At 59.2% G+C, this 16,230-nt stretch carries 9 protein-coding genes; 3 read left to right on the top strand and 6 right to left on the bottom strand.

The genetic code is table 11. From position 1 onward, the window contains the following. The first annotated feature begins 104 nt into the window (after positions 1-104). From OZX73_RS02340 to OZX73_RS02330, 3 genes are read left to right on the top strand one after another with little or no spacing between them, the layout of a single operon-like run. Positions 105-845, top strand: coding sequence for a thiamine phosphate synthase (locus OZX73_RS02340; protein WP_277150309.1), 741 nt, complete (start codon positions 105-107; stop codon positions 843-845). A 5-nt stretch (positions 846-850) separates the two neighbouring features. Then, positions 851-1,819, top strand: coding sequence for a bifunctional hydroxymethylpyrimidine kinase/phosphomethylpyrimidine kinase (gene thiD, locus OZX73_RS02335; protein WP_277150307.1), 969 nt, complete (start codon positions 851-853; stop codon positions 1,817-1,819). Between the two features lie 2 nt (positions 1,820-1,821). Continuing rightward, positions 1,822-3,660: a bifunctional hydroxymethylpyrimidine kinase/phosphomethylpyrimidine kinase gene (locus tag OZX73_RS02330; protein WP_277150305.1), complete on the top strand. Its 1,839-nt coding sequence runs from the start codon at positions 1,822-1,824 to the stop codon at positions 3,658-3,660. A gap of 251 nt (positions 3,661-3,911) precedes the next feature. Here the strand turns inward: OZX73_RS02330 and OZX73_RS02325 are convergent, their stop codons facing one another. The 6 genes from OZX73_RS02325 to OZX73_RS02300 form a co-directional block, all read right to left on the bottom strand. Further along, a complete protein-coding gene (locus OZX73_RS02325; RefSeq protein ID WP_277150303.1) occupies positions 3,912-7,439 on the bottom strand; it encodes an FtsX-like permease family protein in 3,528 nt (1,175 codons plus the stop codon). A 3-nt stretch (positions 7,440-7,442) separates the two neighbouring features. Beyond that, on the bottom strand, positions 7,443-8,144 hold the full coding sequence (locus OZX73_RS02320; RefSeq protein WP_277150301.1) for an ABC transporter ATP-binding protein: 702 nt from the start codon (positions 8,142-8,144) through the stop codon (positions 7,443-7,445). 126 nt (positions 8,145-8,270) lie between these two features. Further along, positions 8,271-10,496 carry a TetM/TetW/TetO/TetS family tetracycline resistance ribosomal protection protein gene (locus OZX73_RS02315; RefSeq protein ID WP_277150299.1) on the bottom strand — a complete coding sequence of 742 codons (2,226 nt, stop codon included), beginning with the start codon at positions 10,494-10,496 and terminating at the stop codon, positions 8,271-8,273. 377 nt (positions 10,497-10,873) lie between these two features. Continuing rightward, positions 10,874-13,528: a heavy metal translocating P-type ATPase gene (locus tag OZX73_RS02310; RefSeq protein ID WP_277150297.1), complete on the bottom strand. Its 2,655-nt coding sequence runs from the start codon at positions 13,526-13,528 to the stop codon at positions 10,874-10,876. A gap of 161 nt (positions 13,529-13,689) precedes the next feature. Continuing rightward, positions 13,690-14,082: a cupredoxin domain-containing protein gene (locus OZX73_RS02305; protein WP_277150295.1), complete on the bottom strand. Its 393-nt coding sequence runs from the start codon at positions 14,080-14,082 to the stop codon at positions 13,690-13,692. A 98-nt stretch (positions 14,083-14,180) separates the two neighbouring features. Beyond that, positions 14,181-16,196, bottom strand: a complete 2,016-nt coding sequence (locus OZX73_RS02300) for an ABC transporter ATP-binding protein (protein WP_277150889.1) — start codon at positions 16,194-16,196, stop codon at positions 14,181-14,183. Positions 16,197-16,230 lie beyond the last annotated feature (34 nt).

Genomic DNA, 16,230 nt, shown 5'->3' with positions numbered 1-16,230 from the left:
TGCCTCTAACCCAACGGCAAAGAATCGGTCAGCGAAAATCGACGGGAAAAATCCGCATAACGTCACCTACGCAATTATTACCACTGAAATGAATCGAGTCAATAATGACCAATACTGATAACATACCATTCGCATCCATGCGCAACCGCTTCGATCTGAGCTCCTATCTGGTGCTCGGGCCTGCAGACACCAAATCGCGACCCGTGCCCGACATCGTGCGACAGGCGCTGGCCGGGGGCATCACCTTCGTCCAGATTCGCGTCAAACCAGGCGACGCCAGGGACATCACCGAAATCGCGCGACAGACCGCTGAGGTCATAGCACAGGCCGGTGCCTCCGAGACCGTGCCGCTGGTCATCGACGACCGCGCGGACGTGGCTTGGCAGTGCCGCGATATGGGCATCAAAATCGACGGCGTGCATATCGGACAGGACGACATGAATCCAGTCGAGGCGCGCAAGCTGCTTGGGCGGGATGCCATCATCGGGCTGAGCTGCAAAGTGCTTGACGAAGTGAAAGCCACCAACGCACTGCCCGTCGGAACCATCGACTACATCGGCGCAGGCCCGCTGCACCCCAGCACCACCAAGCCCGACTGCATCGTCATCGGTGCCGATCACAAGCGCCATACGCAGGACACCGAGTCCATCAACGCCCTGTGCACGCAATCCCACTACCCTATCGTCGTGGGTGGCGGTGTAAAGCTCGAAGACCTGCCCGACCTGGCACAAACCAAGGCCGCCGGCTGGTTCGTGGTCTCGGCCATCGCCGGAGCCGACGACCCGCAGGTCACCACCAAGGCCATGGTGGACTCATGGAACGCCGCACGCGCGAAGCGTAGGTGAACCCAATGTCGCAAAATCCATCCGTCGATGATTCGTCGGATACGGCAACCGCAACCGTCCGCCGGCACCGGCTGCCGGCAGTGCTGTCCATCGCAGGCAGTGATTCGTCGGGCGGTGCCGGCATTCAGGCCGACCTCAAGACGTTCATGGCCTGCGGAGTGTACGGCATGAGCGCCATCACCTCGCTGACCGCGCAGAACACCACCGGCGTACGAGCTTCCGCGGCTACCTCGCCGGACATGCTGGCCGCGCAGATCGATGCCGTATTCGAGGATATCCGACCGGATGCCGTAAAGATAGGCATGGTGCCGAACGCCGAACTCATCAAAGTCATCGCGGATCGGATCAAGTATTACAATTCAGCCAACGTCGTGGTTGATCCGGTGATGATCGCTTCCAGCGGCGACCGACTGAGCGACAGAAGCTCAGTTGACGCGCTGCGTACGAAACTGCTTCCGCTCGTTACGTTGGTAACGCCGAATATTCCGGAAGCCGAGGTATTGGCAAACTTCGATACGATTGGCAGCGACCGGAATAACGCCGATTCTCAAGTCATATCCGAAACCACGAAAGTTGACATCACCGGCAAGACCGTATCCGGAACAATCAACGACGAGGCAAGTATCATCGAAACCGCACAGCGTATCGCACAACGTTGCGGGGGTTGTGCGGTGCTTGTGAAAGGCGGGCACGGGCACGACGGTGCCAACGACCTGTTATTAGACAATGGGCAAATCACCTGGTTCCGGCACGAACGCATCGCCAATCCCGATACACACGGCACCGGCTGCACGCTTTCCAGTGCCATCGCCGCAGAGCTCGCCAAAGGCGAATCGTTGGCGCAAGCCGTACAGAGCGGCAAAGACTATCTCACCGGTTGCATCGCCGCAGGTCTCGACCTCGGAGCAGGCTCGGGGCCGATGGACCATGCCTGGCAATGGCGTAACGGCATAAATGAGACAGAGAAAGTTTGACGATGAACGACACCACTCATTCCGCTGATTTCAACAAGATTCCGAACTATTCGGATACAAACGATATAGAAAATACGACAACAACGTCAAACAACGATTCGGCAACAACAGCGGATAAAAACACCACGGAGACGCTGAACGACGATTCCGCCCAGGCCATCGGCACTCTGCTTGATATGCAGCAACGCTACGACAACGATCTCGATAAAACCAAACCATCACGTCTGCGCGTACTTTCCATCGAGGGTTCCGATCCCATCGGCGGAGCCGGGACGATGGCAGACATGAAGGCATTCACCGCGCAAGGCGTCTTCGGCTATGCGGCGATGACCAGCGTATTGGCGCAGAACACGCAAGGCGTCACCGATATCGTCAACGTTGAGCCGTCGTTTCTGCTTGCCCAGCTCAAGGCCGTAAGCGACGACGCCGATATCGACGCCATGAAAATCGGCATGCTGGGAACGCCGGAACTGGTCGACACCGTACGGGGATGGCTGGTTGAACTGCTGAAGGATTACCAAGCCAACGACAAACCCAAACCGACCGTAGTGCTCGATCCGGTGATGTACGCCAAGTCCGGCGACCGCCTGCTCACCGCCGAAGCCGAACAGGCGCTGGGCACGCTGATCCCACTGGCCGACATCATCACGCCGAACGCGATGGAACTGGCAGCGCTTGATACAATGGTCAATGGCGCAAAATCAAACAGCAATATTCCATGTACCGCAAGTATTGAAAATCAGCCATCCGACGGTAATAATCAGACAAATAAATCGACACAACTTGCTCAAACTCCACAATCCTGCGAGGAAATGGAGTATCTGGCAAAATCGGTGGCAGCTCGCTTCGGCGTGGCCGTGTACGCGAAAGGCGGGGCCTTAGCCCTGAACGGCAGCAAGGAATGTACCGATATCCTCGTAGTGCCGACTCATGAAAACGGTAAAGAACCGGTCATTACACGCATCGAAGGCGCAGCCGTACCCACGCAGAACGTGCACGGTACCGGCGATACCCTCTCAAGCACGCTGGCAGCCTTACGGCCGCAATGCGAAGACTGGGCCGAAACCGCGAAACGCGCCAAGGCGTGGATGACCGGTGCCATTGCGGCGGCAGACAGCCTGCATGTCGGCCACGGTCACGGACCGGTCGATTTCACCTGGCAGCACTCCCCCACCGGACTGAGTTTCACCGAGGATTACTGGCGTCGCACCAAGGAAACCCGCGAGCGCATCGCCACGATGCCCTTCATCGAACGCATGCTCGACGGGACGCTGCCACTCGATGATTTCTCATTCTATCTGCATCAGGACGATATTTATCTGACCGATTACACCTCGCTGCTGGCCCTGGCGAGCAGCCGTGCCGCCGACCCGCATGAACGCGCGTTTTTCGCAGATGCTGCCTCATACGGGCTCGAAGAGGGGTTGACATTCCACCGGCAGTGGTACCGGGAGTACGGTTTCAGCGTCGAGCAAGCTCCGGTGAGCGAGACGACCGCGGCCTATCTCGGCCACGAATACCGTTTCACCGACACCGGCTCCTACCCCGCGCTGGTAGCCGTGGTGATGCCCTGCTATTGGGTGTATTCGGTCATCGGACAGGAGATGGAACACCAGGTTCGTGTGCGCCGGCTCGACCTTGACCATCACCCGTACGGCCTATGGATCCGTATGTATGCCGACCCCGGCTTCGCTTCGCGTACGCTCGAGGAGCTGCGTATCTGCGACAGACTCGCCGCCGAGGGAACCATGGCCGATTACAACCGCATGATGGACGCCGCCCTAGGCTCCACCGAGCACGAATACCGCTTCTTCGACCAAGCGTTGGCCCGTCACCAATGATCATTTCGGCTCACTGCCAAGTTGTATTAGGGGCAGGAACGCCGGAAACTGCCTCCAACCCAATAGAAAACGCAACTTCTGGTTGGGTTAGAGGCAGGAAAATCGTAAACTGCCTCCAACCCAATCAGAAACACAAGTTCCATGTATATAAAGGGCAGGAATACCGAATCCGCTTAGGGCCGACCAGCAATGTATACATCACATATCAGCCCAAAGCATACACTTCGCGTAAAGGTGACACTTATGCGCTTTCAGTCCACGGATTTCAACGCTTCAAGCATGTCGAGGTGCTTGAGCTTGGAGTTGACGAACCAGCCGAGGGCGGCGGTGATGAGACCGACCACGACCAGCGGAACCACGAAAGCGAGCCACGAAACCGACGGGTCGAACATGACGTCGTCGGGCGGGACGGCGGTGATGATGTAGCGGTGCAGCCACGCGCCGAAACCGTAGCCGACGAAGATGCCAAGAATCGAGAGCAGGATCGTTTCGCGGTAGATGTACATCGTGGTCTCGCCGTTGTAGAAGCCCAGCACCTTGATGGTCGACAGCTCGCGGACGCGCTCGGAGACGTTGAGGTTGGTCAGGTTGTAGAGGATGACCACGCCGAGCAGGGTCGCCACGATGATAAGCACCCACATGATCTGGTTCAGGGCCTTGACGACCACGTCGATCTGGTGCATGAGCGTCGTGTTCTGCACCACGCCCTCGATGCCGCCAAGCCGCATGAACGAGGCCGCCTGCCGCTTGGTGTTGGCCACGCTGCCGTCTTTGAGCGTGACCATATAGGCGTTGGTTTCGTAGCGTTGCCCAAACACGGAACGGTAGGCCGACGGACTCATCACCATGAAGTGGCCGAGGTACATTTCGCAGACGCCGGAGACCTTGACGCGGTAGGTCTTGCCCACGCCGTCCTGGAAGTCGATGGTGTCGCCCTTCTTCGCGTGCACGAGGTTCGCGAAACGCTCGGAGACCACGGCGCCGTCCGAATCGAGCGAAAGCGGGTGGTGGCTCCGGCGCGTGTTGAGTTTGATGTAGTCGTTGAACGTCGAAGTATCCTTCGGCACGAGCATCGTGACGGCCTGCTTGTCGCCGTTGCGCCCGGCGACTTTGCTCACGGACTCGTAGTGGACCGGTAGCGAGCGCTTGATGTCGGACTTCTTAAGCCGGTGCTCGATGGCCTTGCTCTGGGAATCCGTGACGTGGGCGTTCTCCGCGGCGATGAGATTGTAATGCATTACATCACCGAACTGGTGCTCGTTGATGCCCGAGATCGAGCCCTGCACCGCGAAGCCGGCGGTCAGAAGCGCCACCGAGCCGCATACGCCAAAGATGGTCATGAACATGCGCTGCTTGTAGCGGAAGATGTTGCGCGCGGTCACCTTGTGAGTGAAGTTCAGGTGGTTCCAGATGAAGGGTATGCGTTCCAGCAGAATCTTCGAGCCGGCGCTCGGCGGCTTGGGCAGCATGAGCGCGGCCGGCCGTTCCTTGAGCTCGCGCGCGGCGCTCCACACCGCCGGCACCACGGCGCTCAGCATGGCGAGCACGACGGCGAGCAACGTGACCTGCCAGTGGAAACCAAGATGGATCACCGGCACGTTGAAGCCGACCTTGTAGGCGTTGTAGACGATCATCGGCAGGAGCGTGTGCCCGGTGAAGATGCCGATAATCGCGCCCAAGATCGAGGCGGCGAAGCCGTAGACCACGAATTTCTTCATCACGTCGCGGTCGGAATAGCCCAGCCCTTTGAGCGTGCCGGCATTGATACGCTCCTCGTCGACGAAGCGGGTCATCGTGGTGAAGGTGACGAGCGCCGCGACCAGGTACATGAAGTAGGGGAAGATGTGCGAGAGCGAGTCAACGATCACCGAGACGGAATCGTAGATCTTGTAGCCGTCGGAGCCCGGCGTCTCGCGCTTGGAATCCACCGAATAGACCGGGTCCTCCACGGCGTTCAGCATGGCGGTGGCGTCGTTGAGCTTACTCTCGGCGTCCTTGATTTTCGCTTTCGCGCCCGGCTCGGCCTGGTCGAATTGGGCCTTCTTGGTGTTGTATTCGTTGGTTTTATCAGTCAGCTCGGTTTGCGCGGCATCGATCTGCGCCTGGGCCTGCTGTTGCTTGGCGGCGAGCTGCTGCTGCGATTTCTGGACTTTGGCACGGCCCTGCGCCAGTTGCGCCGCTGCTTGGTCAAGCTGGGTTTTGGCGGCCGCGAGCTGCTGTTGCTTCTGCTGCAGTTGGGCGTTGCCTGCATCCGCCTGTGCGCGCTTGGCGTTGAGTTGCGCCTGCGCGGCCTGGATTTGTGCGATGCCGGGATTATAGGTTCCGTTGACGAAAGTATTACGTCCAGCGATGGCTTGGGCCAGACCATTGGCAATCGCAGGTTGCTGAGCGGTCAGTGTGGCGAGTTGGGCATTGAGCTGACTAATCAATGTGTTGTGTTCGCCGGCTGTAATCAAGCCGCTCGCGAACTGGTTATTCACTTCATTGATCCGCGCGTTCACCGCGTCAATCCCCTGCTGGTTGGCCGTCTGCGCCGCGGTCAGTTGCGCCACCGCATCATCGGCCTGTTTCTTGCCGGCCGCGAGTTTAGCCGAGTTCCCGTCTATCTGCGCCTGCGCGGCATTCAATTGTGCGTAAGCGTCATTAATCTGTCGCGCTGCGGCCCCAATCTGCGCGGCCGAAGCGTCATACTGCTTCTTGTTCGCGTCGTACTGCTGCTGCCCCTGCGCGATCTTGGCCTGGGCCGCGGCGATTTGTTTCTGCGCCGAAGCGACCTGCGTGGCCAATTGCTGTTTGGACGAAGCCAGCTGCTGGTTGCCGTTGTCGAGCTGCGTCTTGCCATCCGCCAGTTGCTGCCGCGCGCTGTCGAGCTGTTGCTTGGCATCGGCGACCTGCTTGCGTCCGGAGTCGATCTGAGGCTTGACCTGTTTCTCGATGCTCCTGCGCCGCGCCTTGGGCCGCCCGGCGAAAATCTTGTCAAGTTCCTTCTTATGAACCTGCAACGCGTCATTGTATTTCGCTGAATAATGGTCGCGCATGTGGTCGAGGTCGGTGTAGGTCAGCCGCGCGATCATGTAATCGTCGGATTTGAAGGCACCCGGCGTCACCACCGCGTACCCATCCAGCGAGCCGGAGCCCGAGGTCGAAGGCCCCATGTTCACCGAACTCAGGATCTCGGTGGAATCGACGATGCCGACGACTTTGAAGCTGTCGCGCCGCAAAACCTTGCGTCCCAGCGCATCCGGCTTTTCGCTCAGCCTCAGCGTCGAACCGATGGGATACTTGCCCTGATGCGCGGAATCGATGGCCGTCTCGCGCGCGTTTTTCGGCATGCGCCCGGCCACGAGATGGTAGGTGGAAACGTCTTTCGGCGCGGAGAGCACGCGGACGCCCTCGTCGCTATGACGTATTACAACATCCTTCAAATACCCGTATTCGATGCGCGAGGCGCCAGGTGCCTTGTCGATCTGCCGCGTGTCCGCCTTGTCGAGCCCATAGCTCGAGATGACGCTCAGATCGGCCAGATGGTGCTCGGCGAAGTAGGCGTTGCCCGTGTCGCGCATATCCGGCCCGGAGACCGTGAGCCCCACCAGCGCGAAAGACCCCAGCGCCACGAGGCAGACGATGGAGAAGAACCGGCCTTTCGATTTCGAGAACGCCTGGCGGATGTCGCGCCACAGCACGCGCTTGGAACCGCGGAATTGCTGGGTTTCCGCAGCTTCCGCACCTTCCGTGGCTCCCTGCCCGGAATCCGGACCATTAATATTGTCGTCGACCATGCGTCACCACTCGATGTCGTTGATATCGGCCGGCGTCTCATGCCGCTCGACGGATTGCACCCGTGCATCGCGCATGTGGATGACGCGGTCACCAATCGGCGCGATGGCGGCGTTGTGGGTGACGATGATGACGGTGGAGCCGAACTTGCGCGACTGGTCCTGCAAGATGCGCAGCACCTGTTTGCCGGTGTTGTAGTCCAGCGCGCCGGTCGGCTCGTCGCACAAGAGGATCTTCGGTTTCTTGGCCACGGCGCGGGCGATGGCCACGCGCTGCTGCTCGCCGCCGGAAAGCTGGGCCGGGAAGTTGTCGAGCCGGTTCTCAAGCCCCACGTCGATGAGCGTCTGGGTCGGGTCGGCTGCATGCGGCACGATCTCGGCGGAGAGCTCGACGTTCTCGCGCGCGGTGAGGTTGGAGACGAGGTTGTAGAACTGGAAGACGAAGCCGACGTCGTAGCGCCGGTAGGTCGTGAGCTCCCGGGCGTCGTATTGCGCGATGTCGTTGCCGTCGATGATCACCTGCCCGGAATCGCAGGTATCCATGCCGCCGAGGATGTTCAGCAGCGTCGATTTGCCAGCCCCGGAGGCGCCCAGGATGACCACGAGCTCGCCGCGTTCGATGGAGAAGCTGACGTCGTGGTTCGCGTAGATCGTCGTGTCGCCGGTCTTGTACTGCTTCGTCTCGCCCTTGACGTCGATATATGTCATCGCCAAGTACCTCCCCCGTAACCAAGCCTCGCTACGCGGCAAACGGCCACGCTCAATCCATGATATTAATGTCGTGCGAAAATTATGCGTTCCGCCGCAAAAGATTAGACATATACGCTTATCTATCTAATTATTGAACGACAACCCGCTGTCGACGTGAGCGAAATCGGGGACCTTGTTCCACTTGACCGTGTAGCCGGCGCCGTGGGCGCAGAAGACCGAATCTGGGGTGTTCTCGAGGTCGGTCTCTGGGTCGTAAGCGGTTTGCTTGATGACTTGGTCGGCGTTGTGGCAGGGCTGGTAGCCCGCGAAAACGCAAGTCAACGAGCCTCGGCCGTGGGTGTAGGCGTTGACGTCCATCGAGTAGTCACGCATTTCCGAAACTGGCGCGCGACCTTTCAGCTCGGCGTAATCGCCGTCGGATTTCGGGGCGTCGAAACTGCCGCTCATCCGCTGGATATCGGCCATCGCGCGACCCAGCATGTCCTGCGGAACCTCCAGGCGGAAGCTGTACCAAGGCTCAAGAAGTCGGCATTCTCCCCTTGCCTTGAGCTCCATCAGGCCTTGCCGCACGGCACGATAGGTGGCCTCGCGGAAGTCCCCGCCTTCGGTGTGCTTCTCGTGGCCACGGCCGGCGACGAGGGAAATCCTCATATCCGTAATCGGCGAACCGGTGAGGACACCCAGATGCTCCCTCTCGCGGAGGTGGGCTAGGATCGCCCGTTGCCAGTTGCGGTCGAGGTCATCGAGGCTGCAACGCGAACCGAAGCGCAAGCCGCTGCCAGGTTCTCCCGGTTCGAGCAGCAGATGGACCTCGGCGTAATGGCGCAACGGCTCGAAATGGCCGATACCCTCGACCGGCGCGGTGATGGTCTCGCGATAGAGGATGCCACCGGGGCCGAAATGAACGTCGATGCCGAAACGGTCGTGCATCATCTGCGTGATGATCTCGACCTGCACCGCGCCCATCAGCTGCACATGAATCTCGCCGAGCCGCGCCACCCAGCGCACATGCAACGCCGGGTCCTCATCCTCGAGCGTGCGCAGCGCCACGAGGATCTTGTGCAACTCCGGAGTGACCTCAGCGGGCTTACCCGAATTATTTCCGACTCCAGAACCGTCCGAACCATCGCTTGCATTCTTGGCCTTGGACTTCTCTCCACTGGCGTGAGAATCCTCAGCGCCTCCAGCATTTGAGGTATCCTGCACGGACACATTACTGGCAATACCAGCTCCGGGTAACACGGTATAGGTCAGCACCGGTTGTAATACAGATTCGCCGGCATCGGATTCGAAGCCCAAGCCTTGTCCCGGGAAGGTACGCGTCAACCCTGTCACCGCACAGACATCACCGGCCGCAACCTCGTCCGCCAGCTCAAACTTCGCACCGGAATACCGCCGGATCTGATCGACTTTCTCTTGCCAGATCTCGCTATCGGATCCGGCTACACCGTTCGCATCACCGTCATGGCTCACCGATTTATCGGGAGCGTTATAACCACTGTTCTTGCTTGCGGCGTCAGACTTTTCAGAACCATCGTTATGGACGTTCGTCAGCATCGCCTTCACCTTGAGCGTGCCGCCCGTGACTTTGAGCCAGGTGAGGCGATTGCCTTGTCCGTCGTGCGATATCTTGTAGACGCGAGCGCCGAACTCACTTGGATAATCGCGTTGCTTGGTAAACCGTTCCAGTCCGGCCAAGAACTCATCGATGCCCTCAAGTTTCAGCGCTGAACCGGAATAGCAAGGGAAAAGTTGGCGTTTGGCCACCATCGAGCGCAAGGTGTCGTCCGAGATCTTGCCAGAATCAAGCAACTCGTCCATCGTCGTGCCGCTGTCGTCCAGCAACGCGACTTCCTCCTGCTCGCCCGGTTCGGCGCCGCCTGCGAAGTCAACGCATCCCTCAGAAAACCGTTGTTGCATCTGCGCGATCAATCCGGTCTTATCGGCTCCTGCAGCGTCCATTTTATTGATGAAAATGAACACGGGTACGTTATAGCGAGCCAAAAGCCGCCAAAGCGTTTCGGTGTAACCTTGCAACCCGTCGTTGGCGCCGACGACAAGGATCGCATAATCCAACACCCGCAGCGTCCGCTCCATCTCCGCCGAAAAATCAACGTGGCCAGGGGTGTCAAGCAATGTAAATTCGACATCACCCTGCTGCAAAAGGGCCTGCTTGGAGAAAATGGTAATGCCGCGTCGCTTCTCCATGGCATCGGTGTCAAGAAACGCGTCGCCGTGGTCCACACGCCCGAGTCTGCGGATATCCCCTGCCCGGTACAACATCGCCTCGCATAACGTGGTCTTCCCCGCGTCCACATGCGCCGCGATCCCCACCACCGCTTGTCCCATCTTTGCTCCCCGAATCGCGCTCGTGTTTATCCTCACCAATCATAAAACGAGCCTGTCATCAGGGTAATATGTAGCACGCAATTAAATCGAAAACAGGCATGGTGGGGCGGCCCTAGGAATTGGGAAGAAAGGACAAGCGAAACGGCTCCACCACACTGCAATGAACGTCGGTTCTCCAGTAAAACCGGACGTTCGGATGATTATCGAAAGACAAGACAAGGCCTTTTAGCAAATCACAGTTGATAGTGTAGCGCGTTTTGACAACCTTCGCGACACTTCTGAAAATTTCGTCTCGAAATATGGAAAACAAAAGGCTATGACCATCCATTAATTGACGGTCACAGCCCTAAACAATTTACAGAGGACTTCCTGGAACCTCAGTCAGTGTACTTGGCGGGGTCAGCGGCGAAGCTCTTGGCACAGTTGTCGCTGCAGAAGTAGTAGGTCTTGCCGTTGTATTCCTGGCTGCCGGCAGCGGTCTTCGGGTCGATCGTCATGCCGCAGACCGGGTCCTTGACGGTGCTGGCGCCGCCGTTCATGTTCATATCCATAGTGGTTCCTTCTTTCGCTTTCGCGGGTTGATTGTTCTTGTTGTGCGGCGCTTCCGAAGATGCGTCAACAGATTGAGCGGTCACCTTGCGACCGTCGAACAACAGGGTGGGGATGGAGGTCAGATCCTTTGACAACGGGCAATGGGCGGAAACCTTCGACGTGCGTTTCGTTTGAGTTTTTGACGACGACGTATCCGCGAAACCCTGTCCACTATCCGACGCGCCTTTGAGCTCGACGTGACGTTCACGAAGTTTGAAGGTGAAGTGCCGAGGCTTGACCGTGGCGGGATTGAATGAACGCAGGCGGTTCGCGTTCAGCACCACCGAAAGCGAGGAGAACGCCATCGCGGCGCCGGCGATCATCGGGTTCAGCATGATGTGCCAGAGTGGGTAGAGGATGCCGGCGGCGATCGGGATGCCGATGCCGTTGTAGCCGAAGGCGAAGCCGAGGTTCTGCTTGATGTTGCGCATGGCCGCGCGCGAAAGATCGATGGCCGTCACCAGGCCGGTGAGGCTGCCGGACACCAGCGTGATATCGGAGGATTCTATGGCGACGTCGGTGCCGGTGCCGATGGCGAAGCCGACATCGGCGGCCGCGAGCGCCGGAGCATCATTGATGCCGTCGCCGACCATACCGACTGTATGCCCCTCGTTCTGCAAGCGCACGATTTCCTCGGCCTTGCGCTCCGGGCGCACGCCCGCGATGACGCGGTCCACACCCACTTCGTTGGCCATGGCGGAGGCGGTCGTTTTGTTGTCGCCGGTCAGCATGACCACCTGCAAGCCGCGTTCGCGCAACGCCGCGATGGCCTTGGCCGAATCCGGCTTGACGGTGTCCGCCACAGCGAGAACGGCGACCAACCTGCCGTCTACTGCGACCAGAATCGGCGTCTTGCCTTTTTGAGCGTACTCGGCAAAGAGCTTTTCGACATGGCTTAATTCCAAATGCGCATGCCCGCTGCCCGTTTCATCGGCATCAGAGATATTTGCATTGCTGTCGTTTTTGGTAGTGGCGATACCTTGTTTATCATCGTTTGCAGCCGATGATACGGAAGTGCTGATGTTGCGGCTTTTCATCAGTTCGGCATTACCGACGATGACATCGTGACCACTAACCTTGGCCGCTACCCCGCTGCCAGGAACAGCTTCGAACGAGTCCGCACTTGGCACTTCCAACCCACGTTTTTGGACGCCTTTCACAATCGCCTGCGCGAGTGGATGTTCGGAGACCTGCTCAGCGCCTGCAATCAGCTCAAGCGCCTTGTTTTGGTTTTCCTCACCCGACGTATCATCCACCCAACCAATATCGGTCAGCTCCGGCTTGCCTCGCGTGATGGTGCCGGTCTTATCAAGCACAACGGTGTCGACGTCACGCGCGGTCTGCAGCGCCTCGGCGGAACGGATGAGCACGCCGTACCGCGCGGCCTTACCGGTGGAAATGGTCACCGAAAGCGGGGTGGCGATGCCCAACGCGCACGGGCAGGCGATGACCAGCACGGCCACGGCGGAGACAAGACCATACAGCCCTTGCGGAGCGGGGCCAAAGACCCACCAGATAACGAACGTCCAGATGGCGATCAAAATGACGCCCGGCACGAAATAGCCGGAAATCCTGTCGGCGAGCTTCTGGATCGGCGCCTTCGAGGTCTGGGCGGTGCGCACGAGCTTGATGATTTGCGCGAGAACCGTGTCGCGTCCGACCTTAGTGGCGCGATATTGCAACGTTCCGTTGCCGTTGATGGTCGCGCCGGTGACCGTGTCGCCAACGCCTTTGGCGACCGGAATGGATTCGCCGGTGATCATGGATTCGTCGATAGAAGTCTGTCCGGAAATGACTTTGCCGTCAACCGGCAGCTGCTCCCCCGGCTTGATGACCACGATATCGCCTACTTCAACCTGGTCGGCGTTGATGTCGAGTTCTTTGCCGTTGCGGACGACGTGAGCGGTTTTCGGCTTGAGATTGATCAGCGCGCGAATCGATTCTCCGGTGCCGAGGCGGGCATGAGCTTCGAGCAGCTGTCCCAAAAGCATCAGCGTAATGATAGTGCCGACGGATTCGTAATACGGCTCGCGGGCGCTCGGCGGCAGGATACCCGGCATCACGGTGACCACGACGCTATATGTATAGGACGCGGCGGTTCCCAGCGCCACCAGCGAGTTCATTTCGGGAGCGCGATGAATCAGCGCCAGCCAGCCGGTGCGGTGGATTGGCCAACCGGAATAGAACATGACCGGCGTGATGAACACAAATTCGACCCAGGGATTGGTGAAGAAGTCGATGACCCCCATGGGCATGAACGCCTTCAACCACATGTGGAACATGGCAAAAACGAACACCGGAATCGTCAGCACTGCGGCGACAATGAGCCGACGGTCGAGTGCCTTGATTTCGGCCTTGCGTACGGCATCGGGGTCGTCTTCCTGGGCCTGTCCATTGTTTGCGGCAGGTTGCGTTGCCGTCTGCTTGCTGACTTGACTCATTGCTTGCTCCGATTCATTTCCCACGTTGTCCGCGTTCCCCGAATGGTCCATTTTGGACTTCATTTTCTTTCATTTCACTCATACGATTTCATTGCTCAGCATCCGTCAAAGCCGGCACGATTACCAGCGTTACCGATAATCGCAGATTTGCGAATCTGGAATCAGCTCTTGCTTTTCGTTCCCTTCGGCAACACATGCACGACGCCATGCAGCATGTTCATGCCGCAGGCGTAGGACAGATCGCCGGGCTTGGTCGGCGTGAATTCGACATCGGTGGTTTTGAAAGGCGGCAGCGTCTGGTCGATGCCGAGGTCGCTGAAAATGACGTGCGACGAGCATTCGCCGTCTTCTTGCCTGTCGAACTGCAGACGAACCGGCGAACCGGCCTCCACATCGATCTCTGCGGGCGTATAGCCACCCTTGACGACGATATGCGCCGTCTGCAACGCACCCTCACGGCTGGCCTGCGCGGCCTTGCGGGGCGCGAAGAAATACCAGACGATAGCCACGCTCACCACAAGCGCTACCAGAATCACCACGATGCTGCCGACCATATTCTCCCCACATCCTGCTTACGAAAGCGTCTTTCTACAGTAACAACATCCGTCTGCGAAACAAGCGAAATTTAGCCGGCTGGTGAATTGTGAGCGCCCTACTCCAACTCCAACTTGCCGGTGTAGAGCTGGTAGTATTCGCCGCGCTGGGCGATGAGCTCGTCGTGGGTGCCGCGCTCGATGATGCGGCCGTGGTCAAGCACCATGATGATGTCGGAATTGCGCACGGTGGAGAGCCGGTGGGCGATGACGAAGACGGTGCGTCCGTTCATCAGCGCGTCCATCCCCTGCTCCACGACTTCCTCGGTGCGGGTATCGATGGAGCTGGTCGCCTCGTCCAGAATCATGGCAGGCGGGTCGGCAACGGCGGCGCGCGCGATGGAGATCAGCTGGCGCTGGCCTTGCGAAAGGCCGGAACCGTCGCCTTGCAGCACGGTGTTGTAGCCTTCCGGCAGCATGCGAATGAACCCGTCGGCGTTGGTACGCTTGGCGGCGTCGATGCATTCCTCATCGGTGGCGTCGAGCTTGCCATAGCGGATGTTGTCGAGCACTGTGCCGGTGAAGAGGTTGACGTCCTGTAATACAATTCCCAGCGAACGGCGTAGATCGGCCTTCTTGATGTTCTTGACGTCGATGCCGTCGTAGAGGATCTGGCCTTCCTGCACGTCGTAGAAACGGTTGATGAGGTTGGTGATGGTGGTCTTGCCCGCGCCCGTGGCCCCAACAAGCGCCATCTTCTGGCCCGGCTTGGCGAACCAGGTGATGTCATGCAATACGGTCTTGTCGGGATTGTAGCCGAACGAGACATTGGTGAAGCGAACATCGCCGCGCAACAGCGTCAGACGGCCGTCGGGCGAGGTGATCGCCTTCTCGTGGGCCTTCATCGCCACCTCACGGGCCGAGCCCTTGAGCTTCTTGGCGGCCTCCAGCGAGCGCGTGCCGTCGTCGTCCGCGGCGCGCTTCCAGGCCCAGTGTCCGGTCTCATGATTGGTTTCGGTCATCGTGCGGCCGTCGGAGCCAAGTTCGACACTGACCAAGCGGACGGTGCCGTTGTCGGATTCGACCGGCTCGTCGATCAGGTTGAAGATACGCGCGGCACCGGCGAGCGCCATCATGATCATGTTGATCTGCGAGGAAATCTGGCTGATCGGGTTGATCAACGCCTTGGAAAGCGTCAGGAACGAGACGATCATACCCAGCGTCAACGCGCCGGACCCGGAGATGCCGAAGTTGAACCAGCCGTTGATGCCCGCGATGCCGCCGACAATCGCCAGCAGGACGTAGAGCACGTTGCCCATGTTGCCGATGACCGGCATGGTGATGTTCGCGTAGATGTTCGCCTTGGCCGAAGCCTCGAAGAGCTGCTCGTTCTTCTGGTCGAAGCGGGCCTGCGTGGCGTCCTCGTGGTTGAAGACCTTGATGACCTTCTGGCCGTTGACGGATTCCTCGACGAACGCGTTGACGTCACCGATGGTTTCCTGCTGACGGACGAAGTAGCGCCCGGAACGGCTGACGATCACACGCACCACCAGCATCATCAGCACCACGAAGACGACGGTGAAGATGGTGAACGGCACGGAAAGCCAAAGCATCGCGAACAGCGCGGCGAGCACGGAAGCCCCGGAAATCAGGAGCTGCGGCATGGCCTGCGAGACCATCTGGCGCAAGGTGTCGGTGTCGTTGGTGTAGCGGCTCATCATATCGCCGTGCTCGTGGGTGTCGAAGTAGCGGATCGGCAGCTTCTGCTGATGCTCGAACATCTGGTCGCGCACCGTCTTCAGCACACCCTGCTCGATGCCGACGACCATATAGTTCCAGACGAACGAGGCGACCATACCCAGCGCGTAGATGGACCCGACGATGATGGTCATGTGGATCAGCGGACCCCAGTCGGGCGTCTGCGCATGGATGAAGGGCATGATGCAGTTGTCGATCAACGGCTGCAGCACGAACGAAGGCAACGACTGCGTGCAGGCACAGATCAGGATGCCGATGATCACGACAACGCACTGCCAGCGGTAATGGAAAATGTAGCCGAGCAGGCGCTTGGTGGTGCCCTTCGGCGCTTTCTGCACCGCGGGCATGCCCGCCTTGCCGGCCTTGTTCTTTTTCATCATGCCTTTGGTTTGGCTTTTGCCGTCGTTAGCG

This window comes from Bifidobacterium sp. ESL0775, from assembly GCF_029395475.1.
Taxonomy (GTDB): domain Bacteria; phylum Actinomycetota; class Actinomycetes; order Actinomycetales; family Bifidobacteriaceae; genus Bifidobacterium.
Note: the sequence above shows the minus strand (reverse complement) of the source record. Positions and strands in the feature narration are given on the sequence as shown.

What these genes read in the sequence shown, in the direction of transcription:
- OZX73_RS02340 (WP_277150309.1), top strand. Translation starts at nt 105, where the DNA reads ATGACCAATACTGATAACATACCATTCGCATCCATGCGCAACCGCTTC.
- thiD (WP_277150307.1), top strand. Translation starts at nt 851, where the DNA reads ATGTCGCAAAATCCATCCGTCGATGATTCGTCGGATACGGCAACCGCA.
- OZX73_RS02330 (WP_277150305.1), top strand. Translation starts at nt 1,822, where the DNA reads ATGAACGACACCACTCATTCCGCTGATTTCAACAAGATTCCGAACTAT.
- OZX73_RS02325 (WP_277150303.1), bottom strand. Translation starts at nt 7,439, where the DNA reads ATGGTCGACGACAATATTAATGGTCCGGATTCCGGGCAGGGAGCCACG.
- OZX73_RS02320 (WP_277150301.1), bottom strand. Translation starts at nt 8,144, where the DNA reads ATGACATATATCGACGTCAAGGGCGAGACGAAGCAGTACAAGACCGGC.
- OZX73_RS02315 (WP_277150299.1), bottom strand. Translation starts at nt 10,496, where the DNA reads ATGGGACAAGCGGTGGTGGGGATCGCGGCGCATGTGGACGCGGGGAAG.
- OZX73_RS02310 (WP_277150297.1), bottom strand. Translation starts at nt 13,528, where the DNA reads ATGAGTCAAGTCAGCAAGCAGACGGCAACGCAACCTGCCGCAAACAAT.
- OZX73_RS02305 (WP_277150295.1), bottom strand. Translation starts at nt 14,082, where the DNA reads ATGGTCGGCAGCATCGTGGTGATTCTGGTAGCGCTTGTGGTGAGCGTG.
- OZX73_RS02300 (WP_277150889.1), bottom strand. Translation starts at nt 16,196, where the DNA reads ATGAAAAAGAACAAGGCCGGCAAGGCGGGCATGCCCGCGGTGCAGAAA.